28 protein-coding genes and 1 tRNA gene are annotated in these 26,554 nt (G+C 67.1%); 20 read left to right on the top strand and 9 right to left on the bottom strand.

What is annotated here, in order from left to right; all coding sequences use genetic code 11:
• Positions 1-5 precede the first annotated feature (5 nt).
• On the top strand, positions 6-767 hold the full coding sequence (gene nth / locus RBB34_RS00755; RefSeq protein WP_306117266.1) for an endonuclease III: 762 nt from the start codon (positions 6-8) through the stop codon (positions 765-767).
• A 19-nt stretch (positions 768-786) separates the two neighbouring features.
• Positions 787-2,094, top strand: a complete 1,308-nt coding sequence (locus tag RBB34_RS00750) for a hemolysin family protein (RefSeq protein ID WP_306117265.1) — start codon at positions 787-789, stop codon at positions 2,092-2,094.
• Between the two features lie 7 nt (positions 2,095-2,101).
• Here RBB34_RS00750 and RBB34_RS00745 read toward each other — a convergent pair whose 3' ends face one another.
• Positions 2,102-2,836: a sulfate transporter family protein gene (locus RBB34_RS00745; RefSeq protein WP_306117264.1), complete on the bottom strand. Its 735-nt coding sequence runs from the start codon at positions 2,834-2,836 to the stop codon at positions 2,102-2,104.
• A 108-nt stretch (positions 2,837-2,944) separates the two neighbouring features.
• Here RBB34_RS00745 and RBB34_RS00740 point away from each other — a divergent pair, with 108 nt between their 5' ends.
• Together RBB34_RS00740 and RBB34_RS00735 are read left to right on the top strand one after the other, a co-directional pair.
• Positions 2,945-3,946 (top strand): adenosine kinase, encoded by a 1,002-nt coding sequence (locus tag RBB34_RS00740; RefSeq protein ID WP_306117263.1) that lies wholly within the window; start codon positions 2,945-2,947, stop codon positions 3,944-3,946.
• Positions 3,947-3,978: 32 nt separating this feature from the next.
• Positions 3,979-4,995: a hypothetical protein gene (locus RBB34_RS00735; RefSeq protein ID WP_306117262.1), complete on the top strand. Its 1,017-nt coding sequence runs from the start codon at positions 3,979-3,981 to the stop codon at positions 4,993-4,995.
• Between the two features lie 12 nt (positions 4,996-5,007).
• On the opposite strand, the gene grpE is transcribed toward RBB34_RS00735, so the two are convergent.
• Together grpE and hrcA are read right to left on the bottom strand one after the other, a co-directional pair.
• Positions 5,008-5,784, bottom strand: a complete 777-nt coding sequence (gene grpE / locus RBB34_RS00730) for a nucleotide exchange factor GrpE (RefSeq protein ID WP_306117261.1) — start codon at positions 5,782-5,784, stop codon at positions 5,008-5,010.
• A gap of 83 nt (positions 5,785-5,867) precedes the next feature.
• The gene (hrcA, locus tag RBB34_RS00725) at positions 5,868-6,956 is read right to left on the bottom strand and encodes a heat-inducible transcriptional repressor HrcA (protein ID WP_306117260.1); all 1,089 of its coding nucleotides are present in this window, start codon (positions 6,954-6,956) and stop codon (positions 5,868-5,870) included.
• A gap of 122 nt (positions 6,957-7,078) precedes the next feature.
• On the opposite strand from hrcA, the gene rph reads away from it, so the two are divergent.
• The 8 genes from rph to RBB34_RS00685 all read left to right on the top strand — a co-directional run bounded on the left by rph (position 7,079) and on the right by RBB34_RS00685 (position 14,018).
• The gene (rph, locus tag RBB34_RS00720; protein ID WP_306117259.1) at positions 7,079-7,801 is read left to right on the top strand and encodes a ribonuclease PH; all 723 of its coding nucleotides are present in this window, start codon (positions 7,079-7,081) and stop codon (positions 7,799-7,801) included.
• Positions 7,802-7,804: 3 nt separating this feature from the next.
• Positions 7,805-8,221 (top strand): VOC family protein, encoded by a 417-nt coding sequence (locus tag RBB34_RS00715; RefSeq protein WP_306117258.1) that lies wholly within the window; start codon positions 7,805-7,807, stop codon positions 8,219-8,221.
• Complete coding sequence (gene rdgB / locus RBB34_RS00710) at positions 8,218-8,865, top strand: RdgB/HAM1 family non-canonical purine NTP pyrophosphatase (RefSeq protein ID WP_306117257.1); 648 nt, start codon at positions 8,218-8,220, stop codon at positions 8,863-8,865. The genes RBB34_RS00715 and rdgB overlap by 4 nt, the downstream gene beginning before the upstream one ends.
• Entirely contained in the window at positions 8,843-10,045 is a 1,203-nt protein-coding gene (hemW, locus tag RBB34_RS00705; RefSeq protein ID WP_306117256.1) for a radical SAM family heme chaperone HemW, read from the top strand. The genes rdgB and hemW overlap by 23 nt, the downstream gene beginning before the upstream one ends.
• Before the next feature lies 1 nt (position 10,046).
• Complete coding sequence (gene rsmI / locus RBB34_RS00700) at positions 10,047-10,931, top strand: 16S rRNA (cytidine(1402)-2'-O)-methyltransferase (RefSeq protein WP_306117255.1); 885 nt, start codon at positions 10,047-10,049, stop codon at positions 10,929-10,931.
• Complete coding sequence (locus RBB34_RS00695; protein ID WP_306117254.1) at positions 10,924-11,295, top strand: YraN family protein; 372 nt, start codon at positions 10,924-10,926, stop codon at positions 11,293-11,295. Before rsmI ends, RBB34_RS00695 begins: the two co-directional genes overlap by 8 nt.
• A 73-nt stretch (positions 11,296-11,368) precedes the next feature.
• The gene (gene gshB / locus RBB34_RS00690) at positions 11,369-12,307 is read left to right on the top strand and encodes a glutathione synthase (RefSeq protein WP_306117253.1); all 939 of its coding nucleotides are present in this window, start codon (positions 11,369-11,371) and stop codon (positions 12,305-12,307) included.
• 178 nt (positions 12,308-12,485) lie between these two features.
• Entirely contained in the window at positions 12,486-14,018 is a 1,533-nt protein-coding gene (locus RBB34_RS00685; RefSeq protein ID WP_306117252.1) for a YifB family Mg chelatase-like AAA ATPase, read from the top strand.
• 101 nt (positions 14,019-14,119) lie between these two features.
• Here the strand turns inward: RBB34_RS00685 and dut are convergent, their stop codons facing one another.
• The gene (dut, locus tag RBB34_RS00680; RefSeq protein WP_306117251.1) at positions 14,120-14,581 is read right to left on the bottom strand and encodes a dUTP diphosphatase; all 462 of its coding nucleotides are present in this window, start codon (positions 14,579-14,581) and stop codon (positions 14,120-14,122) included.
• On the opposite strand from dut, the gene RBB34_RS00675 reads away from it, so the two are divergent.
• Positions 14,580-14,831, top strand: a complete 252-nt coding sequence (locus tag RBB34_RS00675) for a hypothetical protein (protein WP_306117250.1) — start codon at positions 14,580-14,582, stop codon at positions 14,829-14,831. The genes dut and RBB34_RS00675 overlap by 2 nt on opposite strands.
• A gap of 58 nt (positions 14,832-14,889) precedes the next feature.
• The gene (locus RBB34_RS00670) at positions 14,890-16,485 is read left to right on the top strand and encodes a peptide chain release factor 3 (protein WP_306117249.1); all 1,596 of its coding nucleotides are present in this window, start codon (positions 14,890-14,892) and stop codon (positions 16,483-16,485) included.
• Positions 16,486-16,491: 6 nt separating this feature from the next.
• Here the strand turns inward: RBB34_RS00670 and RBB34_RS00665 are convergent, their stop codons facing one another.
• Together RBB34_RS00665 and RBB34_RS00660 are read right to left on the bottom strand one after the other, a co-directional pair.
• Positions 16,492-16,833, bottom strand: a complete 342-nt coding sequence (locus RBB34_RS00665; protein WP_306117248.1) for a MarR family transcriptional regulator — start codon at positions 16,831-16,833, stop codon at positions 16,492-16,494.
• A gap of 104 nt (positions 16,834-16,937) precedes the next feature.
• On the bottom strand, positions 16,938-18,107 hold the full coding sequence (locus RBB34_RS00660) for a twin-arginine translocation pathway signal protein (protein ID WP_306117247.1): 1,170 nt from the start codon (positions 18,105-18,107) through the stop codon (positions 16,938-16,940).
• A 313-nt stretch (positions 18,108-18,420) separates the two neighbouring features.
• On the opposite strand from RBB34_RS00660, the gene RBB34_RS00655 reads away from it, so the two are divergent.
• Positions 18,421-19,077 carry a peroxiredoxin gene (locus tag RBB34_RS00655; RefSeq protein WP_306117246.1) on the top strand — a complete coding sequence of 219 codons (657 nt, stop codon included), beginning with the start codon at positions 18,421-18,423 and terminating at the stop codon, positions 19,075-19,077.
• Positions 19,078-19,241: 164 nt separating this feature from the next.
• Positions 19,242-20,387 carry an ATP-binding protein gene (locus RBB34_RS00650; protein WP_306117245.1) on the top strand — a complete coding sequence of 382 codons (1,146 nt, stop codon included), beginning with the start codon at positions 19,242-19,244 and terminating at the stop codon, positions 20,385-20,387.
• Between the two features lie 3 nt (positions 20,388-20,390).
• Here the strand turns inward: RBB34_RS00650 and RBB34_RS00645 are convergent, their stop codons facing one another.
• The 3 genes from RBB34_RS00645 to RBB34_RS00635 all read right to left on the bottom strand — a co-directional run bounded on the left by RBB34_RS00645 (position 20,391) and on the right by RBB34_RS00635 (position 23,050).
• Entirely contained in the window at positions 20,391-21,308 is a 918-nt protein-coding gene (locus tag RBB34_RS00645) for a pirin family protein (protein ID WP_306117244.1), read from the bottom strand.
• A gap of 92 nt (positions 21,309-21,400) precedes the next feature.
• On the bottom strand, positions 21,401-22,639 hold the full coding sequence (gene coaBC, locus RBB34_RS00640; protein WP_306117243.1) for a bifunctional phosphopantothenoylcysteine decarboxylase/phosphopantothenate--cysteine ligase CoaBC: 1,239 nt from the start codon (positions 22,637-22,639) through the stop codon (positions 21,401-21,403).
• A 321-nt stretch (positions 22,640-22,960) separates the two neighbouring features.
• Positions 22,961-23,050: transfer RNA gene (locus tag RBB34_RS00635), tRNA-Ser, on the bottom strand.
• 389 nt (positions 23,051-23,439) lie between these two features.
• Here RBB34_RS00635 and RBB34_RS00630 point away from each other — a divergent pair.
• From RBB34_RS00630 to RBB34_RS00615, 4 genes are all read left to right on the top strand, one after another.
• Positions 23,440-23,766 (top strand): hypothetical protein, encoded by a 327-nt coding sequence (locus RBB34_RS00630; protein ID WP_306117242.1) that lies wholly within the window; start codon positions 23,440-23,442, stop codon positions 23,764-23,766.
• A 26-nt stretch (positions 23,767-23,792) separates the two neighbouring features.
• Positions 23,793-24,455 (top strand): peptide-methionine (S)-S-oxide reductase MsrA, encoded by a 663-nt coding sequence (msrA, locus tag RBB34_RS00625; RefSeq protein ID WP_306117241.1) that lies wholly within the window; start codon positions 23,793-23,795, stop codon positions 24,453-24,455.
• Between the two features lie 130 nt (positions 24,456-24,585).
• A complete protein-coding gene (locus RBB34_RS00620; protein WP_306117240.1) occupies positions 24,586-25,584 on the top strand; it encodes a BMP family ABC transporter substrate-binding protein in 999 nt (332 codons plus the stop codon).
• 82 nt (positions 25,585-25,666) lie between these two features.
• Complete coding sequence (locus RBB34_RS00615; protein WP_306117239.1) at positions 25,667-26,548, top strand: carbon-nitrogen hydrolase family protein; 882 nt, start codon at positions 25,667-25,669, stop codon at positions 26,546-26,548.
• The last annotated feature ends 6 nt before the right edge of the window (positions 26,549-26,554 follow it).

The following is a 26,554-nucleotide window of genomic DNA, read 5'->3' as shown; positions in this document are numbered from 1 at the left end:
CGGTCATGAGCGCGGGCCAAGAGAAAAAGCCGGCAAGGACGACTGCCGCACGGGCAAGAAAGCCCCGCCGCCGGCTGCCGCGCACCAAGTACACGAGCGACGAGTTGCACGAGATGTTCCGCCGCTTTTCCGTGCAACGGCCCGAGCCGAAGGGCGAACTGGCCCATGTCAACGCGTTCACGCTGATTGTCGCGGTGGTGCTGTCGGCCCAGGCGACCGATGCCGGCGTCAATCGCGCCACCAAAGAGCTTTTCGCCCTTGCCGATACGCCCGAAAAGATGCTCGCGCTCGGCGAGGAAAAGGTCGGCGAATGCATCCGCACCATCGGGCTTTGGCGCAACAAGGCGAAGAACGTCATCGCGCTGTCGCAGAAGCTGGTCGATGATTTCGGCGGCGAGGTGCCGCGCTCGCGCGAGGAACTGGTCAGCCTGCCCGGCGTTGGCCGCAAGACCGCCAATGTCGTGTTGCAAATGGCCTTCGGCGTGCCGGCGATCGCCGTCGACACCCACATCTTCCGCATCGGCAACCGCATCGGCTTGGCGCCGGGCAAGACGCCCGACGAGGTGGAGGCCGTGCTGATGAAGACCGTGCCCGAGGCGTATCTGCTGCACGCCCATCACTGGCTGATCCTGCACGGGCGCTATGTGTGCAAGGCACGCAAGCCGGACTGCCATGCCTGCGTGATCGCCGATCTGTGCAAGTTCAAGGACAAGACGACCGACATGCCCGCACCGCTGGTGCCGCTGCCGCCGCAGGTGGTGGGCTGATCGCAACCCACTGGCACCCATGCTCGCAAGCCTCCTGATCGTCGTCGCTCTGGTTCTTCTGAACGGCCTGTTCGCGCTGGCCGAACTGGCGGTCGTCTCCTCGCGCCGTGCACGGCTTGCCGCGCTGGCCGATCGCGGCCGGGCGGGGGCGCAAAGCGCGATGGCGCTGCACGCCAATCCGGGTCGCTTCCTGTCGGCGGTGCAGATCGGCATCACCCTGGTGGGCGTCGTCAATGGCGCGTTCTCGGCCGAGACCTTCGGCGAGGCCGCCTCCGGCGCGTTGATGGCGATGGGCATGGCCGAGGCGAGTGCGGCCACGCTCGGCTTCGGCGCGGTGATCATCGTCGTCACCTATCTGTCGGTGATCATCGGCGAACTGGTGCCAAAGACGCTGGCGCTGCGCAATCCGGAGGCGATCGCCTGCCTGGTCGCACCGACCATGACGCTGTTCGCCCGGCTGGCGGGGCCGGCCGTGTGGCTGCTCGATGCATCGACCCGGCTCGTCATGCGGCTGATCGGCCGGGCCGGCGAAGCAGGCGAGGAGGTGACCGACGAGGAGATCAGGTCGCTCGTCGCGCAGGCCGAAAAGGCCGGCGTCGTCGAGCGCGAGGAAAGCGCGATGATCGCCGGCGTCATGCGGCTGGCCGATCGCAACGCCGCAAGCCTGATGACCCCGCGCAACGATGTCGATTGGCTCGACATCACCGCCCCGCACGAGACGATCAAGGCGCGCGTCGTCGAAACGCGCCATTCCTACCTGCCCGTTGCCGAAGGCCAGCTCGAGGAGGTGCTCGGTGTCGTGCGCACGCGCGACTATCTCGCCGCCCTGCGCGACGGCCCCGTCGATCCGCGGTCGATGATCCGGCCGGTCGAACTGGTGCGCGAGGAAACCGCCGCGCTCGACGTCGTCAATATCCTGCGCAAGGCGCAGACCCCGGTCGTGGTGGTCGAGAACATCGACCAGCATTTCGAGGGGCTGGTCACGCCCGCCGACCTGCTCGAGACGATCGCGGGCGCGTTCGTTTCCGATGCGGGCACGGCGGAGCCGGACGCGACGCGGCGCGACGACGGCTCGTGGCTGGTGTCGGGAAGCATGCCCGTGGACGAGGCGGCCGACCTGCTCGGTTTCGAAAAGCCCGAGGATCGCCGCTATGCGACGATTGCGGGCTATGTGCTCGACCGGATGGGCCGGCTGCCCGAACGCGGCGAATGGATCATCGCCGGCTCGTGGCGGCTCGAAGTGGTCGACATGGACGGGCGGCGGATCGACACGCTGCTCGCCCTGCCCATGGCCGGCACGCATCGCGCGGCCGGCCGTCCGGGATAGGCGAACGTCAGGCCGGCGCGGAACCTGGGGCCGAGGCGGCATCGCGCGCGGCGATGGCCTTGTGCAGATGCACCATCAGCGCGGCGCCGAACAGCGGCGTCATCAGGTTCACGATCGGGATCGCCATGAAACCGGCGATCAGGAGCCCCGCCATGATCACCGTCGCCGAGTACTGGCTGCGCAGGCGGTGAACGGTCGCCTCGTCGTGAAAGCGCATGGCGGCGAACTGGAAGTATTCACGACCGAGCAGATAGGCGTTGACCACCAGAAACGCGACCAGATTGATCCCCGGCACGAGCAGGAGCAAGAGGGCAGCCAGGTTGCCGGCGACCACCACGCCGAAGAACTTGACGGACAGCACGACCGAACGGCCCAGCGGCACCGGCGTGCCCGGCGCGTCGGCCGGATAGTCCTGACGCTCGACATGCTCGGCGACATCGTCGAGGAAGACGCCGGCAATGATGGCGCTGACCGGCCCGATCAGGAAGGCGAGCGCGATGGCGAGCACGATGCCCGCCGTGATCGCCGCGAAGACGCCGACGAGACCCGTCCATTCGGGCAGGGCGAGCGGCGAGACGAAGGCGGTCAGATAGGGCAGCGCCGCCCATTCGACGAGCCAGCGCACGGCGAACCAGATCGCGATCAGGCCGGCGATGGTCAGGCCGACCGACTTCCACAGGACCTGGCGCAGGGCCGGGTCGAACAGTTCGCCAAGGGCTTTGCGTGCGGCCTGATAGAGCATGGCGGTCAGATGGGGACGGCGCGGGGCGCTTGCAACGAGGGGACGGGCGCGCCCTTCACCTTTGCCGCCGCACGGGTTAAACCCCTGCCCGTTCAACAGGGAAAACTCATGACACAATACGACGTCCTGTGCATCGGCAATGCGATCGTCGATATCATCGCACGCGCCGAAGACGATTTTCTACGCCAGAACAACATCATCAAGGGTGCGATGAACCTCATCGACGCCGAACGGGCCGAACTGCTCTACGACCGCATGGGTCCGGCGGTGGAAACCTCGGGCGGCTGCGCCGGCAACACGGCGGCAGGCGTTGCAAGCCTTGGCGGCCGCGCCGCCTTCTTCGGCAAGGTGGCCGACGACACGCTGGGCGACATCTATCGCCACGACATCCGCGCCCAGGGCGTGGCCTTCGACACCGGCGCGCTGAACGGGCACCCGCCGACCGCGCGGTCGATGATCTTCGTGACGCCCGATGGCGAGCGCTCGATGAACACCTATCTGGGTGCCTGCGTGGAACTGGGCCCCGAAGATGTCGAGGAGGACAAGGCAGCCCAGTCGAAAGTGACCTATTTCGAAGGCTTCCTGTGGGATCCGCCGCGCGCCAAGGAAGCGATCCGCGAGACCGCCGGGGTCGCCCATGCAAATGGCCGCGAGGTGGCGATGAGCCTGTCCGATTCGTTCTGCGTGGATCGATATCGGGACGAATTCCTCGACCTGATGCGATCGGGCACGGTCGACATCGTGTTCGCCAACGAGGACGAGGCGAAGTCGCTGTACCAGACGGCGGACCTTGAAACGGCACGCGAAGCGCTGGCCGCGGACTGCAGGATCGCCGTCGTCACCCGCTCGGAAAAGGGCTCGATGATCATCAATGGCAGCGGCGCGCATACCCATGTCGACGCGCACGATATCGACCGATTGGTCGACACCACCGGTGCCGGCGACCTTTACGCCGCAGGCTTCCTTTACGGCTACACCAAGGGGATGGACATGGAGGCGTGCGGCCGGCTCGGCGCGCTGGCCGCATCGGTGATCATCCAGCAGGTGGGCCCGCGCGCGCAAATCTCGCTGCGCCAGGCGGCCATCGACGCCGGCTTGATCAGGGGTTGATTTTTCATCGCTGGCCACGATCGGATCAGTCTATGTTCACGGCAGGTTATTCCACGGGCTTTTGTCTCGATCCGGACCGTCCCGCATGGCGCACGAACGACCCAAGGCCGCTGGTGTGGTCGGCATGGTATCCGGCGGATGCGCAAGACACGGTCGAACTGAGCGACGGCGTCGATGATGCCTGGTTCAAGTCCGGACCGATTGCACCGAACGCGCGTCTCAGCGAAAAACGCGCCCAATGGCCGACTGTCTTGCTCTCGCACGGCACCGGCGGATCGGCGGACGGCATGGGCTGGCTCGGGCGGCGTCTGGCCGAACGCGGCTTCATCGCATGGGGTGTGTCGCATCACGGCAATACGTCGATCGAACCCTATCTGCCGGAGGGCTTTGCCTGCTGGTGGGAGCGAGCCAGGGATCTGTCGGTCCTGCTCGATCTGTTGACCGCCGATGGTCCGTTTGCTGGCCGGATCGATACGGACAGTGTGTTCGCGTCCGGGTTTTCGCTTGGCGGGTACGCCGTCCTCTGCCTGGCCGGCGCGCTGACCGATCTCGATCTGTTCGAGGCATGGCGACAGACGGAAGCACCGGAGATGGGCGGTCCGCGAGAGTTTCCCGATCTGGCTGATCGGTTGAAGCGACTTGAGCAAAGCAGCGAGACGTTCCGTCGATCGGTCGCACGCCACGGACAATCCTGGCGCGATCACCGGATCAGGGCCGTCGTGGCCTACGCCCCGGCGCCGACCGTTCGGGCCTTTGAGCCGCAAAGCGTCGCATCGATCGACATACCCGTGGCCCTGATGACGGGGGCGGCGGACGCCGAAGCGCCGTTCGAGGCGTGCACGCGTTGGCTCGAGAAGCAGAACCCGTCATTCGCCGTCAGCAGGCTCGATGAACCGGTCGGGCACTATGTCTTCCTTCAGGAAGCGACGGACGTTGGAAAGGCAGCTGAACCGTCGATCTGTGTCGATCCGCAGGGCATTGACCGCCGCGCGATTCACGAGCGAGCGGCCGCGGCGGCGATTGACCTGTTCGCCCGCGTCGGCGCGTGAGGCAACCAAGGATCAGGCGTCGCGCTCGGCCTGCTCGTTGGGCGGGCCGGGCTCGGCCTTCCAGACGCTGTCGTTCTCCGCCGGCCTTGGCTCCTTCGGCCCGCCCTTGGCGATGCCGACCATGGCCGGGCGCAGAACCCGGTCGCCGATCGAATAGCCGGCCTGGACCACCTGCACCACCGTGCCCGACGGTACGTCCGGGTTGGGCACCTCGAACATGGCCTGGTGGAAATTGGGGTCGAACTTCTCGCCTTCGGGCTCGAGCTGCTTGACGCCATGGCGCTGCATGGTCGCGAGCATGGACTTCTCGGTCAGCTCGACACCTTCGAGGAGCTGCTTGAGCGTCTCGTCGGCGCCCTCGCGCTGCTCGTCGGTGACCGCCTCGATGGCGCGGCGCAGATTGTCCGACACGCCGAGCATGTCGCGGGCGAAATTGGCGATCGAGAACGCCTTGGCATCGGCGACCTCGCGCTGCGTGCGACGGCGCAGATTCTCCATATCCGCGGCCAGGCGCAGCAGCCGGTCCTTCATGTCGGCGTTTTCGGCCTGGATCGCGGCGATCTCCTCGGAGATCGTCTCGCCCGCCTCGCCGCTATCGGCGTCCTCATAGTCGAAATGCTCGCCCGAGGCCTCGAATTCGGCATAGGCGTCGGCGTCTTCCGCCGCCGCGCGCTTGCGGGCGGCCCGGTCGGCCTTGAGCAGTTCGTCGGCGGCCTTGCGCAGCTTGTCGCGATCGTTCGGATCGATGTTCGCGCTCTCGCCTTCCGGCTTGTGATCGTTGTCGGCCATGCGTTCTTCCGTGTCGTTTCGGGGCGTTCGAACCTGGGCGCGATATCGAGTGCGCGGCGGGAAAAATCAACCCCGCGGGCGTGCTACTCGCGCTCGATCATCTTCGAGACGAGCTGTGCGGTGAAGTCGACCACCGGCACGATGCGCGCATAGTTGAGCCGCGTCGGCCCCAGAACGCCAAGCGCGCCGATGACGCGGCGTTCGCCGTCGCGATAGGGCGCGACCACCAGCGAGGAGCCCGACAGCGAAAACAGCCGGTTCTCCGAACCGATGAAGATGCGCACGCCCGAGCCGGTCTCGGCCATGTCGAGGACCTCGACGATCTCGTCCTTGCGTTCAAGGTCGTCGAGCAGCAGCTTGGTGCGCTCGATATCCTCGGCATCGGACAGGTTCTCGATGAGGTTGGCCCGGCCGCGCACGATCAGCTGGCGCGGATGGCCGTCATTGGCGCCCGACCAGACCGCAAGGCCGCGCTCGACCAGATCGGCACTGAGATTGTCCAGTTCGGCCAGGATCTCGGCGCGCTTGCGGTCGATCACCGAGCGCGCCTGCGACAGGGTGTGGCCGCGTGCATGGTGGTTGAGGAAATTGGCCGCCTCGGCGAGCTGGGAGGCGGTCATGCCCGCCGGCAGCTCGATGACGCGGTTCTCGACCTCGCCCGATTCCCACACGAGCACGGCCAGCGCCTTGGTCTCCTCGAGCCGGACGAACTCGATGTGCTTCATGGCGCCGTCGCGCTTGGCCGCCAGCACCAGACCGGCACCGTTGGAGATGCGGCTGAGCATCTGGCTGGCCTCGGTCAGGAGCTGCTCGGTATGAGGATGGCCACCGTTCATGCCGAGCTGGCTCTCGATCAGCGTGCGCTCGTCCTCGGCGATCTGGCCGGTGTCCATGAAGGCGTCGACGAAGAAGCGCAGCCCCTGCTCGGTGGGCATGCGGCCGGCCGAGACATGGGGCGCGTAGATCAGCCCCAGCGCCTCCAGATCGCTCATCACATTGCGCACCGAGGCCGGCGACAGCGAGGTCGGCAGCATCCTCGACAGATTGCGCGAGCCGACCGGCTCGCCCTCGATCAGGTAGCACTCGACGATGCGCCGGAAGATGTCGCGCGAACGGTCGTCCAGCTTGTCTTCGATATCGGCGCGGGCCTGAACGGATGGATGCATGGGCATTGCGGCATGAACCTTGTCAACCGGATATATGGCACCTGCCGGTGCCGATAAAGAGGCGCTATGCAGGCCGGCCATTATCGATTAGACAGGCGCGAATTTCAGCCAAGCCATACGGATATTCCATGAATCGGCCTTCCGGGCGCATGCCCGACCAGATGCGCGCCGTCTCGTTCACGCGGGGCATTTCCAAACACGCCGAGGGCTCGTGCCTGGTCAAGTTCGGCGACACGCATGTGCTGTGCACCGCCAGCCTGGAGGAGCGGGTTCCGCCATGGCTGCGCAATTCGCAACGCGGCTGGGTGACGGCCGAATACGGCATGCTGCCGCGCGCCACCGGCGAGCGCATGCGGCGCGAGGCGAGCGCCGGCAAGCAGGGCGGCCGGACGCTGGAGATCCAGCGCCTGATCGGCCGGTCGATGCGTGCCGTGGTCGATCTCGAAGCGCTGGGCGAGCGCCAGATCACCATCGATTGCGACGTCCTTCAGGCCGATGGCGGCACGCGCACGGCGGCAATCACCGGCGGCTGGGTGGCGCTGCATGACTGCCTGGACTGGATGCACCAGCGCCAGATGGCCTCCAAGACGCGCGTGCTCAAGGACCATGTGGCCGCCGTCTCCTGCGGCATCTACGAGGGCACGGCGGTGACCGATCTCGACTATATCGAGGACAGCGCGGCGGGCACGGACGCCAATTTCGTGCTGACCGGGTCGGGCGGCATCGTCGAGGTGCAGGGCACGGCCGAGGGCGTTCCGTTTTCGCGGGCCGAGTTCGACGCGCTGATCGGCCTGGCCGAGCGCGCCGTGGCCGATCTGGTGGCGCTGCAGAAACAGGCGATCGCGGGCTGACCGGTGGCTGACGCACCCGAGGGCATTCTGGAGACCGCGCTCTATGTCGACGACCTGCGCGCCGCCGAAAGCTTCTATGCGGGCGTGATGGGGCTCGAGAGGATCGTCGAGGTCGAGGGCCGGCACATCTTCTTTCGCTGCGGAGACGGCGTCTTGCTGCTGTTCGTGCCCGAACAAACCGAAAAGCCGCCGAGCGATCCGGCCATGCCGGTGCCGCCGCACGGCGCTTATGGTCCGGGTCACGCCTGCTTTCGCGTGGAGGCCGAGGCGCTCGATGGCTGGCGGTCTCGTCTCGAGGGCGCCGGGGTCGCGATCGAGACCGACTTCCGCTGGCCGAACGGGGCGCGCTCGATCTATTTCCGCGATCCGGCCGGCAACAGCCTCGAGATCTCCGAACCGAAACTGTGGGGCCTTTCGTGACCCGCCGCCTCGAACCGGGCCGGCTGGTGCTGGCCACACACAATGACGGCAAGCTGCGCGAAATTCGCGGGCTGATCGGCCCGTTCGGGTTCGACGTCCTATCGGCGGGCGAACTCGGCCTGCCCGAGCCCGAGGAGCACGGCACGACCTTCGAGGAAAATGCGCGCACCAAGGCCATGGCCGCCATGCAGGCGACCGGCCTGCCCGCGCTGGCCGATGACAGCGGCATCTGCGTCGATGCGCTCGAAGGCGCGCCCGGCGTTCATACCGCCGACTGGGCCGAAACCGGCAATGGTCGCGATTTCATGATGGCGATGCGCACGGTCGAGGAAAGGCTGCGGGCGCTCGGCGCGACCGACCCCGCCGAGCGACGGGCGGCGTTCGTCGCCGTTTTGTGCCTGGCGTGGCCCGACGGCCATTGCGAATTCTTCCGCGGCGAGGCGCCGGGCCATCTGATCTGGCCGCCGCGTGGCGATCTTGGCTTCGGCTACGATCCGGTCTTCGTGCCGGACGGCCACGACCGGACCTTCGGCGAGATGAGTGCCGCGGAAAAGCATGGCTGGACGCCGGGCGATGCCGAGGCCTTGTCGCACCGCGCCCGTGCCTTCAAACTGTTTGCCCATGACTGTCTGGGCGTCACCTGAAAGAACCGAAACGGCGGCGGGCCTGCCCGATGACGGCGCGCCCGGTTTCGGCGTCTATCTGCACTGGCCGTTCTGCGCGGCCAAGTGTCCCTATTGCGACTTCAACTCCCATGTCCGGCACGCGCCGGTGGATCAGGCCGGCTTCGCCGACGCCTTCATCGCCGAGATGACGCATATGCGCGCGCTGACCGGGCCGCGCACCGTGACCTCGATCTTCATCGGCGGCGGCACGCCATCGCTGATGGAGCCGGAAACCGTTGGCGTGCTGCTCGCGTCGGCCGCCGCGCATTGGACCGTGCCGGCTGGCATCGAAGTGACGATGGAGGCCAATCCGCAATCGGCGGATGCGGAGCGCTTTGCCGGCTATCGGGCTGCCGGGGTCAATCGCCTCTCTCTTGGGGTGCAGGCCCTGGGCGATGCCGATCTGCGCTTGCTTGGCCGGCTGCATGACGCCGCCGAGGCACGGGCCGCGATCGATCTGGCGCGGCGCACCTTTCCGCGCCTGTCCTTCGACCTGATCTATGCCCGGCCGGGCCAGACGGTCGAAAGCTGGCGGGCCGAACTGGAGACGGCCATCGATCTGGCCGCCGACCACCTGTCGCTCTATCAACTGACGATCGAGGACGGCACGCCCTTCAAGGCGCTTCATCAGGCCGGAAGGCTGGCCATGCCGCCCGACGATCTTTCGGGCGATCTTTACGCGCTCACGCAGGAGGTGACGGCGGCGCGGGGCCTGCCGGCCTACGAGATCTCCAACCATGCCGTTCCCGGGGCCGAGAGCCGGCACAATCTGACCTATTGGCGCTATGGCGATTATGCCGGCATCGGTCCGGGCGCGCATGGCCGGTTCGCCGCGGAGGCCGGGCGCCTGGTCAACATGACCGAGCGCTATCCGGAGCGCTGGCACGCGCGGGTCGCCGCGAACGGGCATGGCATCGCCGAGACCGAAACGCTCGATGCGGCGAGCCAGGCCGACGAAATGCTACTGATGGGCCTGCGGCTTGTCGAAGGCCTCGACCTGGCCCGCCACGAGGCGCTCGCCGGTCGGCCGCTCCCGGTCGACAAGGTGCAGGCGATGATCGATCTGGGCATGATCGAACGGATCGGCAATGCGCGCATCCGCGCCAGCGCGCGCGGGCGCATGCTGCTCGATGCCGTGCTCGCCGAACTGGCGCGCTGAGATGGCCGGCTTTGCCATCGACGGTCACCGGATCGAGGCGCCGCCGCTCGAGCCGGCGCTCTATCTGGTGGCGACGCCGATCGGCAATCTGCGCGACATCACGATCCGCGCGCTCGAAACGCTCGCCGCGTGCGATGTGCTCGCCTGCGAGGACACGCGCATCACCCGGCGCCTGCTCGACCGCTATGCCATTGCGCACAAGCCCGTGGCCTATCACGAGCACAATGCGCGCCAGGCCGGCCCGCGCCTGCTGGCCGCCCTCGATGCGGGCCGGAGCGTGGCGCTCGTCGCGGATGCCGGGACGCCGCTCATCTCCGACCCCGGCTACCGGCTGGTCGCCGAAGCGCGGGCGGCGGGCCACCGCATCGTGCCGATCCCCGGTGCGTCGGCCGTGCTCGCGGCGCTGACGGCATCGGGTCTGCCGACGGACGACTTCCGTTTCATCGGCTTCCTGCCGGCACGGGACAAGGCAAGACGCGACCTTCTTGCGCAGCTTGCACAGGCAAGGACAACGCTTGTCGCCTTTGATTCACCGCACAGGCTGGCGGCCTCGCTGAACGCCATCGCGGAGGTGATGGGCGCCGAGCGCCAGGTCTGCGTCGCACGCGAGCTGACCAAGCGTTTCGAGACCGTTTCGTGCGGACTTTCCGGCGAACTCAAGGAGCAATTCGGCTCCGAAACGGTGAAGGGCGAGATCGTTCTTCTGATCGCGCCGACCGGCGAGGCGGCAGCGCCACCGAGCGAAGCGGAGATCGAGGCGCTGCTGGCCGGGCTCGTCGAGACCATGCCGGCGGCGCGCGCGGCGCGCGAGGCGGCCAGCCGCACGGGCCTGCCGCGCGCCGACCTCTACAAGCGCCTGATCGCGCTCAAGCGCACCGATGGCTGAGCGCGCGCCCGCGAGCCGACGCCGGGCCGAGCGCCGTGGCCGGACCGGGGAATGGCGCGCCGCCTGGGCGCTGCGGGTCAAGGGCTATGCGATCATCGCGCGCCGCTTCAAGACGCGGGCCGGGGAAATCGACCTGATCGCCCGGCGCGGCGATCTCGTCGCCATCGTCGAGGTCAAGGCGCGGCCGACGCTGGCCGAGGCGATGGATGCGATCACGCCGGCGGCGGCGCGGCGGATCGAGGCGGCGGCCGACCACTGGCTGGCCCGCCAGCCCGACCATGGTCGCCTCAGTCTGCGGTTCGACCTGGTGGCGATCCTGCCGGCTCGCTGGCCGGTGCATGTGCCGCGCGTCTTCACGCCGTGATGGCGCCACGAGCCGCGCATTGATTTTGTCGTCGGGACGACGCAGTTAGGTCGCGCAGATCAAGGGGATGACAATGGCGCTCAGCGTTGCGGTCCAGATGGACCATATCTCGACCGTCGCGATCGCGGGCGACACCACCTTCGCGCTGTGCCTTGAGGCGCAGGCGCGCGGCCATGCGCTCTATCACTATACGCCCGACCGGCTGACCATGCGAAACGGGTCAATCACCGCGAGCGTCGAGGCGCTGAAGGTGCGCGACGTCGCGGGCGACCATTTCACGCTGGGCGCGGCCGAACAGCGCGACCTGTCGCAGATGGACGTGGTGCTGCTGCGCCAGGACCCCCCGTTCGACATGAACTACATCACGACCACCCATCTGCTCGAGCGCATCCACCCCCAAACGCTGGTCGTCAACGATCCGGCCTGGGTGCGCAACTCGCCCGAAAAGATCTTCGTGACCGAATTCGCGCAATTCATGCCCGAAACGCTGATCACCAAGGATATCGACCAGATCTGGGCGTTCCGGCGCGAATTCGGCGACATCATCCTCAAGCCGCTCTACGGCAATGGCGGGGCCGGCGTGTTCCATCTGCGCGACGGCGACCGCAACCTGACCTCGCTGATGGAGATGTTCGCCCAGCTCACCAGCGAGCCGATCATCGCCCAGCGCTATCTCGACGATGTGCGCGCTGGCGACAAGCGCATCATCCTGATCGACGGCGAACCGGTGGGCGCGATCAACCGCGTACCCTCGGAGACCGACGCCCGCTCGAACATGCATGTGGGCGGCAAGGCGCTGGCCATCGAGATGAGCGAACGCGATCGCGAGATCTGCGCGGCCATCGGCCCGGCGCTGCGCGAGCGCGGCTTCGTGCTGGTCGGCATCGACGTGATCGGCGGGCTGATGACCGAGATCAACGTCACCTCGCCGACCGGCGTGCGCGAGGTGCGGCGCTTCGGCGGTGCCGACATCGCCGCGCTGTTCTGGGACGCGGTGGAAGCAAGGCGCTGAGCCGGCACCGCTTTTGTTCCGCCGTGCAACCGGGCGCAACCTGACCGCACCCTTTCCGTGCGCCTGTTCGCATAATGTTCTTGCAATGTGCCGTTCGCTGTGCTTTGCTTGCGTTGGCGGAGCAGGCAGAGGCCAATCGCCGGTTGCAAGGGCCGGCGCGGCCCGGAGGGCGGTTGCGATGGTAGGGCGTGTGACGACGGTTGCCTTTCAGGGCGTCGAGGCGGTGCCGGTCGACGTTCAGGTCATGGTTGCGCCGGGCAAGATGGGCATGCAGATCGTCGGCCTGCCCGACAAGGCGGTCGCCGAAAGCCGCGAGCGGGTGCAGGCGGCACTGCATGCATCGGGCCTTTCAATGCCGCCCAAGCGCGTCACCGTGAATCTGGCGCCGGCCGACCTGCCCAAGGAGGGCAGTCATTTCGACCTGCCGATCGCGCTGGGGCTGATGGCGGCGCTGGGCGCGGTGCCGGCCGATGCGCTGGCCGGCCACTGCGTTTTGGGCGAATTGTCGCTTGATGGCACCATCGCTCCCGTGGCGGGCGTGCTGCCGGCGGCGATTGCCGCCAATGCCGCCGGAAAGGGGCTGATCTGTCCGGCCGCCTGCGGCGCCGAGGCGGCATGGGCCGATGCCGAGATGGCCGTTCTCGCCCCGGTCAGCCTGATCGGGCTTGCCAACCATTTTCGCGGCACGCAGGTGCTTTCGCGACCGCAGCCTGCCATCCGCGCGCCCGCGACCGACCTTCCGGACCTTGCCGACATCAAGGGTCAGGAGACCGCCAGGCGGGCGCTCGAGGTGGCGGCGGCCGGCGGGCACAACCTGTTGATGGTGGGGCCGCCGGGGTCCGGCAAGTCGATGCTGGCGCAGCGGCTGCCGTCGATCCTGCCGTCGCTTGCGGCGCGCGAACTGCTCGATGTCTCAATGATCGCCTCGGTGGCGGGCGAACTGGCCGGCGGCCGGCTCTCCGACCGGCGGCCGTTCCGGGCACCGCACCATTCGGCGTCCATGGCGGCGATGGTCGGCGGCGGGCTCAAGGCACGGCCGGGCGAGGTGTCGCTCGCCCATAACGGCGTTCTGTTCCTCGATGAATTCCCCGAATTCTCGCCGCAGGTGCTCGACAGCCTGCGCCAACCGCTCGAGACCGGCGAATGCGCGATCGCGCGGGCCAATCACCGCGTCACCTATCCGGCGCGTATCCAGCTCGTCGCCGCCATGAACCCGTGCCGATGCGGGCTCGCCGGCACGCCCGGCCATGTCTGCGCGCGCGGGGCCCGCTGCCGCGCCGATTACCAGGCGCGCATTTCGGGCCCGCTGATGGATCGCATCGATCTGCATGTGGAGGTTCCGCAGGTCATGCCAGGCGACCTCATCCGCAAATCCGCAGGCGAATCCAGCGCGGCGGTGGCCGAGCGCGTTGCAGCCGCACGCGCATGTCAGACCGCCCGCTATGGCGCGCTCGGAACGGGCCATATCGGCGTCAATGCACAGTGCCCGACCGCGATGATCGAGGATGTGGCGCAGGCCGATCGCGGCGCGACCGGCCTTCTGGCCGATGCCGCCGACAAGATGCGCTTTTCGGCGCGCGGCTATCACCGCATCCTGAAAGTCGCGCGTACCATTGCCGATCTCGACGGGGCGGCGGCCGTCGGCCGAATTCACGTCGCCGAGGCGATTTCCTATCGCATTGCCGGCGAGGCGACGGCGCTTGCGGCCTGACCGCCCCGGGGCAGGCGCCAGGCGGCCGGCGCAAGGCAGGCGCCGCTCTTGCGCGCTAGGCGGCCGGAAAGCGGTCGCCGGCGACGGACCCGCACCGCCGCCTATTCGAGGCCGGTCGAGCCGAACCCGCCGGCATCGCGCTCGGTCGGTCCTGGCGGGGTGGCGCTTTCGAGCACAACGGCGTGCACGATGGGCGTGATCACCATCTGCGCGACGCGCATGTTGCGCGTGACGAGGAAGGATTCCGTACCGAGATTGGCCAGCAGGATCTGCACCTCGCCGCGATAGTCCGAATCGATCGTCCCGGGCGTGTTCAGGCAGGTGATGCCGTAACGCAGTGCCAGTCCGGAACGCGGCCTGATCTGGGCCTCGTAGCCCGGCGGCACGGCAATGATCAGGCCGGTCGGCACAAGCCGGCGATCGCCGGGCTCGACGAGGATCGGGGCGTCGTCGGGTACGGCGGCGCGCAGGTCCATGCCCGCCGCGCCCGCGGTCTCGTAGGCAGGCAGCGCCAGGCCCCTGGCGTGCTTGAGCCGATGGATGTGAAGCGGCGGCATGCGCATGGCACGGGTCCTCTCGCTGCTGCCGGCGGTGCCCGGCCGATCTGCAAAGACCATGGTCCGCGCGGTTGTTCAAGCAGGCAGCGTGCAGGTTTCGGTTCCGTCCTGCCCGCCATTGCCGCGCACCGGCTTGCGCCGCGTCATCGCGCCTGGACCGCTCGCCGAAGCCGGGGGCGGCCGCACGGCGCTCCTTGCCGCCGCAATGTCAGCCATCTGCCAGGCCGCCACCGGCGCTGGTGCGGTGCGCGATTGACAAATGCGGCCGGGCCCTGCCAGACACCGGCTCGTCCCCCTGCAAGGCCCGTTACCCCATGGCACCCATGCTCGACAAGGAAGTCGCTCGCCGGCGCACCTTCGCCATCATCTCGCACCCCGATGCGGGCAAGACGACGCTCACCGAAAAGCTGCTGCTGTTCGGCGGCGCCATCCAGCTCGCCGGCGAGGTGAAGGCCAAGAAGAACCGCACCCAGTCGCGCTCGGACTGGATGAAGATCGAGCGCGAACGCGGTATCTCGGTCGTCACCTCGGTGATGACGTTCGAATATGACGACACCATCTACAATCTGCTCGACACGCCCGGCCACGAGGATTTCGCCGACGACACCTATCGCACACTGACCGCCGTCGACAGCGCGATCATGGTGATCGACGCGGCCAAGGGTATCGAGCCGCGCACGCTCAAGCTGTTCGAGGTGTGCCGCCTCCGCGACATCCCGATCATCACCTTCGTCAACAAGCTCGACCGCGAAAGCCGCGATCCGTTCGAGATCCTCGACGAGGTCTCCGAGAAGCTGGCGCTGGACGTGGCGCCGATCACCTGGCCGATCGGCCGCGGGCGTAGCTTTGCCGGCACCTATCACCTTTCGGGCAATGCGGTGCGGCGCGGCGACGCCGAGACCGACCGAACGCCGGTCAACGGGCCGGAGGCGAAAAGCGCCGCCGGCCTCCTGCCCGTCGGCGAGCGCGAAGAGTTCATCGACGGCGTCAATCTGGCGCGCGAGGCATGCATGCCCTTTGACCGGCAGGCCTATCGCGAGGGCCATCTGACGCCGGCATTCTTCGGCTCGGCGCTGCGCAACTATGGCGTGCGCGACGTGATCGAGGCGCTCGCCGATTTCGCTCCGCGGCCCCGCGCGCAGCAGGCCGACAGCCGCATGGTCGAGGCCACCGAGGAGCGCATGACCGCGTTCGTCTTCAAGATCCAGGCGAACATGGACCCCAACCACCGCGACCGCATCGCCTTTGCCCGAGTCTGTTCGGGACGGCTTTCGCGCGGCATGAAGGCGCAACTGGTGCGCACCGGCAAGGCGATCACGCTGTCGGCGCCGCAGTTCTTCTTCGCCCATCAGCGCCAGACCGCCGACGCGGCATTTGCCGGCGATGTCGTCGGCATTCCCAATCACGGGTCCTTGCGCATTGGCGACACGCTGACCGAGGGCGAGGGGCTGGTCTTCCGCGGCGTGCCCAATTTCGCGCCCGAGATCCTGCGCCGCGTGCGCCTGAAGGACGCCATGAAGGGCAAGAAGCTTAACGAGGCGCTGCAGCAGATGGCCGAGGAGGGCGTGGTCCAGCTCTTCGTGCCCGAGGACGGCTCGCCGGCCATCGTCGGCGTGGTCGGCGCGCTGCAGCTCGACGTGCTCAAGGCACGGCTTGCGGCCGAATACGCGCTGCCGGTCGAATTCGAGACCGCGCGTTTCTCGCTGTGCCGCTGGATCTCGGCGGAAAGCCGCGCCGATCTCGATGCGTTCATGGTCAGGCAGCGCAGCGCCATCGCCCGCGATCTGGACGGCGATCCGGTGTTCATGGCCGAGAACGGCTTTTCGCTGAACTACGAGGCCGAGCGCGCGCCGGCCATCCGGTTCGAGGCGGTCAAGGACTACCAGGTCACGGCCAAGAAGGCGGCCTGACGCCGCTTACCGGTTCTCGTCGAGCCGCTTGCGGATGGCCCGAAGGTGCGGCAGGGCGGCGGCGAGGTGATCGAGCGTCTGCGGGTCGAAGACCTGCCGCACCATCGCCTCCACCGCGCCGATCGCCTCGTCGCGGAATCGGCGACCGTCCTCGGTCAGGAACACCAGCTTGGAGCGGGCGTCGCGTTCGTTGACCGCAAGCCGGATGAAGCCGCGCCGGTCGAGCAGCGCCAGCGTGTGGCTCATCGTGGCGCGGGTGACCTGAAAGGCCGAGGCCAGCTCGGCCGGGGTGCGCCCGTCGCCGAGCCGCACCATGTGGTTGAGCACGGCGAAATGCGACGGATGCATGCCCTCGGGCAGAACCCTTTGGAACCGGGTCGTGCCGAGCTGGTTGATGATGCCGATTTCGTTGAAGAAGGCGAACGGGCTCGGCTCTTCGGACGCGGTTTCGGTCAGCTTGCGGTCCTTTCGACGATGCGCGATTCCAGCGGCCAGCGGGGAGTCGGGCCGACCGCCGGTCCATAGCCGATCCGCGCCAGCATTTGAACCGTGCCGCCATCGGGCGCCAGCCTCTGGTGCACCTGCTCATAGAGTTCGTCCATCTCCTCATATTCCTGCAGGCACTGGCTGAGCGGATGGAACGCGATGCCCGCGGCCGTGGCGGCCAGATTCATGCGCACCCAGTCGCGCCCCGCGCCGATCTGGGCGAGCCGGTCGTTCGTCTCTGTGACCGTCCAGACAAAGCCCATCGAGGTGTCGAGCGGCGCCATGACGGCGGCCATGCCCTGCCGGTAGGCGATCGAGCCGGGATCGAGCGCCGTCTCGCGCGTGAAAAGGCCCAGCGCCTTCAAGATCTCGAGCGGCGCCCCGGGCAGCTCGATCCCGTCGGGGTTGGCGTTGATCTCGCGCTTTCCGATGCGGAACAGGTCGACCGATTCCCTGTAGGTGCGCGGTGTCTCGAACTCGATTGCCAGCGCCTTGCGGCTCAGTTCGCGCCAGTATGGCAGATCGGCCGCATCGACGGTGCCGCCCGCCGCCGTCACGTGCCGGCGCGCGGTCAGCATCGCTTCGAGCGCCTCGGCCGGCACCGGGCGCGCCATGTCGTGCGCCTCCTTGGCCGAACGGCGGGCGAGAACATGGGCGAACAGCGGGTCGGGCTTCACGCCCTTATCGGGCACGAACCGGGCAAGGGCGACGGGGGCGTCGGTCAGCCCGTCCGGCGAGGCGCCCTGCGGGAACAGGTCGAGGTCGACCCTGTAGCCATCCTGGGCGGCGGCCATCACCATCAGCTCGAGGAAGCAGCCCATGCCGACGGTCAGTTGCCGGTCGAACGGGTCGGTGTGCGGCAACTGACGGCTCTGATCGAAACCGATCGAGACGCCATCATCGCCGACGAGTTCGACCGTCCAGGGCTGGCGATTGTGGGGATTGGGCGCCAGAATCGCAAAGGACAGGGCCCGCATGCGCGGGTCTTCATAGCCCGGCGCGCCGGCCCGCTCCCAGGGTTCGAGGGCGCGCCTGGGCGTGCGGGTGAGCGCGAAGGCGGTGGCCGATGCGCCGGCGGCGACGACGATGCCGCCGCCGGCGAGCATCAGGACTTTTCTGCGGCTGAGGGATGGCATGACAGGCTCCAATAGTTCGACATCAAACCATTATAATAAGATATCGAATTAATCAAGCCGCTTGTCGACAGGACCGCGTCTCGCCGGTTCGAGGATGGAGCCCGTTCCTCCGGGCCGCCCTTTGCCGGAACGGTTTTCCGCCTCCGCGGCCCGCCGCGCATCGGCTTGGCTCGCAACGCGCGTCGGTCGGCCTTAGCCTTTGGTCGAGGCTGGCCGGATTCGGTCGTGGCGCAATGCCGCGCCCCTTTTTCGCGCCCGGTGCGATGCCTATTGAAAGGGCACCTGCCAAGGACAAGCAGAAAGGAGCAGACCCATGGGACTGCGCATCAACGACACCATCCCCGACCTGACCGTCACCACCGACCAGGGCAGCTTTTCGCTGCATGAGTGGATCGGCGACGATTGGGCGATCCTGTTCTCCCACCCCAAGGACTTCACGCCGGTGTGCACGACCGAATTCGGCGCCGTGGCAAAGCTTGCCGACGAATGGCAAAAGCGCGGCACCAAGGTGATCGGCGTGTCGGTCGACAGCGCCGAGGACCATGTGAAATGGAAGGGCGATATCGAGCAGGTCGCCGGCACCAAGGCGGGCTTTCCGATCATCGCCGATGACGGGCTCGAGGTCTCCAAGGCCTTCGACATGCTGCCGGCCGAGGCCTATCTGCCCGAAGGGCGCACGCCGGCCGACAGCCAGACCGTGCGCGCGGTGTTCATCATCGGGCCGGACAAGAAGCTCAAGCTGTCGATGACCTATCCGATGAATGTCGGCCGCAACTTCGCCGAGGTGCTGCGTGCGCTCGACGGGCTGCAGACGGCGGCCAAGCACAATGTGGCGACGCCGGCCGACTGGACCGTCGGCGAGGACGTGATCATCCCCACCGCCGTGAGCGACGCCGACGCCAGGGAGAAGTATGGCGAGTTCACGACCGTGCTGCCCTATCTGCGCAAGACCAGGGCGCCGACAGCCTAGCTCTACTGGCTTGCGTTGGGCGAACGGAAGCCAATGCGCTTGACTGCAATATTGAGAGAGTTTAACCCTTTATAAGGCACTTTTCTTATAAACGAAAGGCTCCCTCGCATTGAACCCCGCATCTTAATCCGTTCGCCCCAGGCGCAGGTTCTCAGCCGCCGGAATTGGCAGGGCGGCGAGAGATCGTTGAGCGTGCTACGCTCGTGCTCGAACGCGTCAAACGTGGCCGTCAAGAAAAGAGTCTGATTGTTGTCGGATTGCGCGGCGTCGGTAAGACGGTTGTTCTAAACAAGATTCGCGATATCGGTACCGAGATCGGTATTCGCGTCATTCAAATCGAGGCAACTGAAGATCGAAACCTGCTCGAGCTGCTCATACCACGTATTCAGCAGACATTGCTTGCATTTGATCGCGGTGAAAGAGCGGTTGCGGCGGTAAAGCAGGCGATTGCTGTTCTAACTTCGTTTGTAAGATTTACTGCGACAATAGAAGGTGTTGACTTTGGGTTGTCAGTCGACCCGGAGGTTGGTTCGGCTGACAGTGGCGACCTTGAGCTGGACTTACCTGATCTATTCGAGGCGGTTGGGGTGGCAGCTAGGGCGAAAGGCGCGACGTTGTGCCTCGTTATTGACGAGTTGCAGTACGCAAACGAACGCGAAATGAGCGCCCTCATCATGGCGATGCATCGGATTTCGCAGCGCAACCTGCCGGTCGTCTTGGTGGGAGGGGGACTCCCGCAGATTCTCGGACTTGCTGGCCGGTCAAAATCCTACGCTGAACGACTTTTTGATTACCCACGGCTCGACCGATTGAAAAAGGTTGATGCAGTTGCAGCGATCAGAGAGCCTATTGAGCGCGAAGGAGCCAACGTCACCGAGGCGGCGCTATTCAAGATATTTGAGACGACAAATGGTTATCCGTACTTCCTGCAGGAATGGGGATACCAGCTATGGAACGAGGCGCCGGGCTCTCCAATCGACAACAGCCGTATGGATGAAGTCGATCGAAGAGCCATTGATCGCCTGGATGAGAGTTTCTTCCGTGTTCGCTTCGATAGGCTAACGCCTGTAGAACAGCGCTATATGTTTGCAATGGCCAGATTGGGTGCTGGGCCACATCGGTCGGGGGACGTTGCCAACGAGATGGATCGCGAGGTTCAAAGTGTCGCGCCACACCGCAGTTCGTTGATCAGGAAGGGCATGGTCTATAGCCCGGCGCATGGGGACGTTGCGTTCACCGTCCCTATGTTCGACGAGTATCTCAACCGCGTTGCGAGTGGTACGACTAGCAGCCAACCGCGCTTGTTGTAGCGCCTACATCCGCGCCTGCTCGCGGATGAAGTTGCCCGAGCGCAGATCGTTGAACGCCTGGGCCAGTTCGGCCTGCGTGTTCATGACGATCGGACCGTGCCAGGCGACCGGCTCCTGGATCGGCTTGCCGGTCACCAGCAGGAAACGGATGCCCTTTTCGCCCGACTGGACGACGACCTCGTCGCCGGTGTCGAACACCACGAGCGTCCTGTCACCGGACATGTCGCGCAGATAGACCTCCTCGCCCGCCACTTCCTTTTCGACGAGCACGCCGAACGGCTTTGACGCATCGCGGAACGTGCCCGACCCCTCGAAGATATAGGCGAAGGCCGACCGGTAGGTGTCGATCGGCAACACTTTCCTTTTCAGTGGCGGCACCCAGACGTCGAGATATTGCGGATCGGCGGCGATGCCGTCGACCGGGCCCTTCTTTCCCCAGAACTCGCCGGTGATCACCCGCACGCGCGTGCCGTCATCGTCGATCACCTCGGGAATGTCGGCGCCCGAAATGTCCTGATAGCGCGGCGTCGTCATCTTCTCGCTCGAGGGAAGATTGGCCCAGAGCTGAAAGCCGTGCATGCGGCCCCTGGCGTCGCCCTTGGGCATCTCCTGGTGCAGGATGCCCGAGCCGGCGGTCATCCACTGCACCGAGCCGGGGCCGAGCGAGCCGGCATTGCCCAGGCTGTCGGCGTGGTCGACCGAACCGGCCAGCACATAGGTGATCGTCTCGATGCCGCGATGGGGATGCCAGGGAAAGCCGGCGGCGTATCTGTCGGGCGAATCGTTGCGGAAGTCGTCCATCATCAGGAACGGATCGGTCATGGACGGATCGCCGAAGCCGAACACGCGATGAAGATGGACGCCGGCGCCTTCCATGGTGGGCGTGGTGCCGGAGACGTGCTTGACGGGACGAATGGACATCGTGGGCAACTCCTTTGCTGCCGCCAAGATAGTGTGCCTGGCGCGTCGGGACGAGCGGATGCGGCGTGAACGCTGTGTTCGCCGTGCCCCGGTCAGGTGACGAGCGTGGCGAGCCGGTCGGCGACCAGGGCGGCAAGGCGCTCGGCCACTTCCTGCTTGCTCATCTCCGGCCAGGGCTCGGCGCCCTGTCGCGAGACCAGCGTGACGCGATTGCGATCGCCGCCCATCACGCCGCCACCACCGATGCCGCTGCCGGCGGAGACATCATTGCCGACGATGTAGTCGGCGCCCTTCTTGGCGAGCTTGGCATCGGCATTGTCGAGCAGGTCGCGCGTTTCGGCGGCAAAGCCGATCACCAGGCGCGGGCGCATGGTGGCGTGTCGGCCGACCGAGGCCAGAATGTCCGGGTTCTCGGCAAGCGGCACCGCCGTGAGGCCGCCATCGTCCTTCTTGAGCTTGTCGGATGCGACCTGCGCCGGCCGGTAGTCGGCGACCGCGGCGACGAAAACAGCGGCGTCGGCCGGCAGGAGCTGGTCGACGACGTCGAGCATTTCGCGCGCGGTCCGCACGTGAACGGTCTCCACACCGGCCGGATCGGGGATGCCGACCGGCCCGGACACGAGACGCACCTTCGCGCCCAGATCGGCCAGCGCGGCGGCGATCGCGTGGCCCTGCTTGCCCGAGGAGCGATTGGCGATGTAGCGCACCGGGTCGATCGGCTCGTGCGTCGGCCCGGAAGTGACGATGACGCTGCGGCCGGCCAGCGGTTTGGGACGGTCGTCGAGCAGGGTTTCGATGGCCGCGACGATCTCCAGCGGTTCGGCCATGCGGCCCTCGCCCGCTTCGCCGCTTTCGGCCATCTCGCCGGCATCGGGGCCGACAAATGCGATCCCGTCGCCGGCGAGCGTCTCGCGATTTCTGCGCGTGGCCGGGTGGGTCCACATGGCCGGGTTCATGGCCGGCGCGACGAGCACCGGACTCGAGGCGGCCATCAGCACGGTGCTCGCCAGGTCGTCGGCCAGCCCGTGCGACATCTTCGCCATCAGGTCGGCGGTGCCCGGCGCGACGACGATCAGATCGGCCTGCCGCGCCAGCCTTATGTGGCCGACATCGTGCTCGGCCTGCCGGTCGAAAAGTTCGGTGAAGACGGTGTCGGCGGTCAGCGCACCGACCGAAAGCGGCGTGACGAATTGCTGCGCGCCGGCCGTCATGACGCAGCGCACGGCGGCGCCGCGTTCGCGCAGGCGGCGGATCAGGTCAAGGCACTTGTAGGCCGCGATGCCGCCGCCGATGATCAGCAGGATGTGCTTGCCGGAAAGGGTCTGTCTCACCGCCGCGCCTCAGCCGGCCGGAAGGGCCGATGCGATGTCGGTATGGCCGAAATCGTCGCCGTTGAAAAGCAGCGACCACCCTGGCATTTGCACGACAATGGCGGACCTGGCCAGGTGCGCGACAACCTTTCGCATTCTCGAAGATGTTTCTCACCGCCTCCCGCCCGTTGAGGGCGCTCGAAGAGAGACACGGGCCAATCGGGCGTGCGTTCTGCGTCACGCGCCCAGTCTCCGAACGGCGGATCGCCCGGCCAACGGTGTTCGAAACAAAAAGAAAAAGGCCCCAATCAGGGCCGCTTTACGGATTCGCTATCCGGATGGTGGCGGTGAGAGAGGGATTCGAACCCTCGAGACGGTTTCCCGCCTACACGCGTTCCAGGCGTGCGCCTTCAACCACTCGGCCACCTCACCTTACCAGTCATCACCGGCCGGGACGGCCGCGCGGGTCACAATGGCGCACGCGCCTTCTGCCGTGACCTGCGTTCTCCGTCGGGGCGGATAACCGCCGGTGCGCCTTCAACCAACCGGCCACCCACTGTCGCCACGACCGTTCCGTCCCGACGACCGGCCGACGGAGCGTTGTCCTAGCGCGGCCACCGCGCACAATCAAGATGGGGAGCGGCCTGGGTGCCGCGCAAGGGGCCGCGCCCGGCCGACCGGCTCGCGATGCGCGTCCGGCGTCGGGTGATCCCGGCACAATGGGCGCGCGGGGCGGCCGGACCCGCCGCGCATGGCCTTGCCGGGCGCATTTGTGTTCGCCGCACGAGGCCGATAGACTCGCCGACAAAGGGCGGTGGCGCATGGTCCGACTTGTCTTTCGCATCCTGGCCTATCTGAGCCTTGCGGCAATGATGGTGTTCGCCGTGCTCGACGCGACGCGCTCGATCGGCGTCTCGCGGCTCGTGCTCACCCCGTTCGCCGCAAGCTGGGACGCCATCGCGCCCGGCTTGCGGCCGGCCTTCGAGCACTGGCTGGCCGACACGGTTCACCCGTTCTTGACCGATCCGGTCCTTGCAACGGTCCTGCAATGGCCCACATTCGCCCTTGCCGGCGGCCTGGCGATCGTGATGGCGATCTTCGCCACCGGCGGCCGGCCGCGACGCCGCGCGCGCTTTGCCCGGCGCTGAACGCCCATCCGCCAGGAGGAAACCCGATGCTGCTCAACGCCCTTGCCGGCAACAAGACCACCATGGTGTCGCCGCGCGACGCCCTGCCCGGCCGCGACACCCCCATGCCCGTCCCCGAGGCCCATTTCGTCAACGGCAACCGGCTCGCCGGGCCCTATCCGGACGGCCTGGAGATCGCCGTTTTCGGCATGGGCTGCTTCTGGGGCGCCGAACGGCTGTTCTGGCAGACGCCGGGCGTTCACGTGACGGCTGTCGGCTATGCCGGCGGCTATACGCCCAACCCGACCTACCGGGAAACCTGCACCGGCCGGACCGGACATGCCGAGGTGGTCATGGTCGTCCACGATCCGGCAAGGATCGGATATGGCGCGCTGCTGCGGATCTTTTTCGAGGAACACGATCCGACCCAGGGCATGCGCCAGGGCAACGATGTGGGCACGGTGTACCGCTCGGCCATCCTGACGACGAGCGAGGCACAGCTCGAGCAGGCCAAGGCGGCGCGCGATGCCTATCAGGAGGCGCTCGCCGCCGCCGGCCGGCGCGATGCCATCACCACCGAGATCAAGCCGCTCGACACGTTCTATTTCGCCGAGGACTATCACCAGCAATATCTCGCCAAGAACCCCGGCGGCTATTGCGGGCTGCAGGGCACCGGCGTTTCCTGCCCGGCGCCGGCCGCGACGGCCTGAGCGCGTTTTCTATCGACAGCGCGCGAGCTTGCGTGCAAAGTCGCCGCCGGGGCGGTTTCAAACCGCTTTGTGGGAGGCCTCCGCCCGCCGGCGGAGGCAGCAGTCAAAACCGGAAAACAGGGAAGTGAGCATGAAGCGCATTGCACTCGGCCTTCTGGCCGCAACCGCGATGACGGCGGCCGCCTATGCGGAAACGCCGGCCATCGTCTACGATCTGGGCGGCAAGTTCGACAAGTCGTTCAATGAAGCGGCCTTTGGCGGGGCCGAACGCTTCAAGGAAGAAACCGGCACGGACTATGTCGAGTTCGAGATCCAGAACGAGGCGCAGCGCGAACAGGCGCTGCGGCGCTTCGCCGAGCGCGGCCATTCGCCGGTGGTGATCGCCGGCTTTTCGGCCGCGGCGGCCGTCGAGAAGGTCGCCCAGGAATTCCCCGAGACCAACTTCGCCATCATCGATGCGGTGGTCGACCAGCCCAATGTCCGCTCGGTCGTCTTCAAGGAGCAGGAAGGCTCCTATCTGGTCGGGATCATGGCCGCCAAGGCGTCCGAGACCGGCACGGTCGGCTTCGTGGGCGGCATGAACGTGCCGCTGATCTCGGCCTTTGCCTGCGGCTATGTCGGCGGCGTGAAGTCGGTGAACCCCGATGCCGAGGTGATCGTCAACTATACCGGCGACACGCCGGCGGCCTGGAACGATCCGGTGCGCGGCGGCGAGATCACCAATGCGCAGATCGCCCAAGGCGCGGACGTGGTCTATGCGGCGGCGGGCGGCACCGGCATCGGCGTGCTGCAGGCGGCGGCCGATGCGGGCGAACTGGCGATCGGCGTGGACTCCAACCAGAACCATCTGCAGCCCGGCTCGGTGCTGACCTCCATGCTCAAGCGCGTGGACGTCGCCGTCATGGAAGCGATGAAGGACGGCATGGAAGGCGAGTTCGAAACCGGCGTGCAGGTGCTCGGCGTCGCCGAGGACGGCGTCGGCGTCGCCATGGACGAGAACAACGAGCCGCTGGTGACCGACGAGATGATGCAGGCCGTCGAGGAGGCCCGCGAGAAGATCATCTCCGGCGAGATCGACGTGCACGACTACCGCACCGACAGTGAGTGCCCCTACGGCTCGGTCGGCTGACGCAGCCCGACCGCGATGACGCCATCGGCCGCCGGCATCCGTGCCGGCGGTCTTGTCTTGAAGGCAACGATCGGAGCCCCCGATGAACGGTTCGACGGTTCGCGTGGCATCGGTGCAGATGGCGCTCGCGCAGACGACCTCGATCGACGCGTTCCTGGCGCGGCTCGAGCACCATGTGCGCGCGGCGGCCGGATATGGCGCCGACTTCGTCTGCTTTCCCGAACATGTCACGCTGCAACTGCTGTCCGGTGCGCCCGACGAAGTGCCGGCCGAAGAGACGGTCGGTCGACTGACTGAATACACCGCCGCTCTGTCGGACCGGCTCTCGGCGCTGGCCGTGCGATACCGCATCAACATCGTCGGCGGATCGCACGCCACCCGGCTCGATGACGGCGCGGCGCGCAATGTGGCCTTGCTGGCCGGCCGCGACGGTACGCTGGCACGCCAGGACAAGCTGCACCCGACGCCGGACGAACGGGCGGTCTGGGGCATCGGCGGCGGCTCGGCGCTCGATGCCATCGAGACCGATTGCGGGCCGGTCGGCATTCTGATCTGCTATGACAGCGAGTTTCCCGAGGCCGCGCGCCGGCTCGTCGACCGGGGCGCGCGCATCGTCTTCGTGCCCTATTGCACCGATACGCGGCACGGACATCTGCGTGTGCACCATTGCTGCCAGGCGCGCACGGTGGAAAACCAGATCTACGTCGTCACGGCGGGGCTCGTCGGAACGCTTGCCAATGTCGCCAATCTCGACATGGCCTATGCGCAGTCGGCGGTGCTGACCCCGTCCGACCACGGCTTTGCGCGCGACGGCATCGCCGCACAGGCCGAGCCGCAGGTCGAGCAGATGATCATCGCCGATCTCGACATGGCGGCGCTCGACCGGGCGCGCAGCGAGGGCTCGGTGCGCAATCTCGCCGACCGGCGGCACGATCTCTACCGGCTGGAGTGGACCGGCGAGTGAGCGGCT

Source organism: Roseitalea sp. MMSF_3546 (assembly GCF_030732865.1).
Taxonomy (GTDB): domain Bacteria; phylum Pseudomonadota; class Alphaproteobacteria; order Rhizobiales; family Rhizobiaceae; genus Roseitalea.
Note: the sequence above shows the minus strand (reverse complement) of the source record. Positions and strands in the feature narration are given on the sequence as shown.

Excerpts from the sequence above, each read along its gene's own strand:
- nth (WP_306117266.1), top strand. The coding sequence starts at position 6 with ATGAGCGCGGGCCAAGAGAAAAAGCCGGCAAGGACGACTGCCGCACGG.
- RBB34_RS00750 (WP_306117265.1), top strand. The coding sequence starts at position 787 with ATGCTCGCAAGCCTCCTGATCGTCGTCGCTCTGGTTCTTCTGAACGGC.
- RBB34_RS00745 (WP_306117264.1), bottom strand. The coding sequence starts at position 2,836 with ATGCTCTATCAGGCCGCACGCAAAGCCCTTGGCGAACTGTTCGACCCG.
- RBB34_RS00740 (WP_306117263.1), top strand. The coding sequence starts at position 2,945 with ATGACACAATACGACGTCCTGTGCATCGGCAATGCGATCGTCGATATC.
- RBB34_RS00735 (WP_306117262.1), top strand. The coding sequence starts at position 3,979 with ATGTTCACGGCAGGTTATTCCACGGGCTTTTGTCTCGATCCGGACCGT.
- grpE (WP_306117261.1), bottom strand. The coding sequence starts at position 5,784 with ATGGCCGACAACGATCACAAGCCGGAAGGCGAGAGCGCGAACATCGAT.
- hrcA (WP_306117260.1), bottom strand. The coding sequence starts at position 6,956 with ATGCCCATGCATCCATCCGTTCAGGCCCGCGCCGATATCGAAGACAAG.
- rph (WP_306117259.1), top strand. The coding sequence starts at position 7,079 with ATGAATCGGCCTTCCGGGCGCATGCCCGACCAGATGCGCGCCGTCTCG.
- hemW (WP_306117256.1), top strand. The coding sequence starts at position 8,843 with ATGACTGTCTGGGCGTCACCTGAAAGAACCGAAACGGCGGCGGGCCTG.
- rsmI (WP_306117255.1), top strand. The coding sequence starts at position 10,047 with ATGGCCGGCTTTGCCATCGACGGTCACCGGATCGAGGCGCCGCCGCTC.
- RBB34_RS00695 (WP_306117254.1), top strand. The coding sequence starts at position 10,924 with ATGGCTGAGCGCGCGCCCGCGAGCCGACGCCGGGCCGAGCGCCGTGGC.
- gshB (WP_306117253.1), top strand. The coding sequence starts at position 11,369 with ATGGCGCTCAGCGTTGCGGTCCAGATGGACCATATCTCGACCGTCGCG.
- RBB34_RS00685 (WP_306117252.1), top strand. The coding sequence starts at position 12,486 with ATGGTAGGGCGTGTGACGACGGTTGCCTTTCAGGGCGTCGAGGCGGTG.
- RBB34_RS00675 (WP_306117250.1), top strand. The coding sequence starts at position 14,580 with ATGGCACGGGTCCTCTCGCTGCTGCCGGCGGTGCCCGGCCGATCTGCA.
- dut (WP_306117251.1), bottom strand. The coding sequence starts at position 14,581 with ATGCGCATGCCGCCGCTTCACATCCATCGGCTCAAGCACGCCAGGGGC.
- RBB34_RS00670 (WP_306117249.1), top strand. The coding sequence starts at position 14,890 with ATGGCACCCATGCTCGACAAGGAAGTCGCTCGCCGGCGCACCTTCGCC.
- RBB34_RS00665 (WP_306117248.1), bottom strand. The coding sequence starts at position 16,833 with ATGCATCCGTCGCATTTCGCCGTGCTCAACCACATGGTGCGGCTCGGC.
- RBB34_RS00660 (WP_306117247.1), bottom strand. The coding sequence starts at position 18,107 with ATGCCATCCCTCAGCCGCAGAAAAGTCCTGATGCTCGCCGGCGGCGGC.
- RBB34_RS00655 (WP_306117246.1), top strand. The coding sequence starts at position 18,421 with ATGGGACTGCGCATCAACGACACCATCCCCGACCTGACCGTCACCACC.
- RBB34_RS00645 (WP_306117244.1), bottom strand. The coding sequence starts at position 21,308 with ATGTCCATTCGTCCCGTCAAGCACGTCTCCGGCACCACGCCCACCATG.
- RBB34_RS00630 (WP_306117242.1), top strand. The coding sequence starts at position 23,440 with ATGGTCCGACTTGTCTTTCGCATCCTGGCCTATCTGAGCCTTGCGGCA.
- msrA (WP_306117241.1), top strand. The coding sequence starts at position 23,793 with ATGCTGCTCAACGCCCTTGCCGGCAACAAGACCACCATGGTGTCGCCG.
- RBB34_RS00620 (WP_306117240.1), top strand. The coding sequence starts at position 24,586 with ATGAAGCGCATTGCACTCGGCCTTCTGGCCGCAACCGCGATGACGGCG.
- RBB34_RS00615 (WP_306117239.1), top strand. The coding sequence starts at position 25,667 with ATGAACGGTTCGACGGTTCGCGTGGCATCGGTGCAGATGGCGCTCGCG.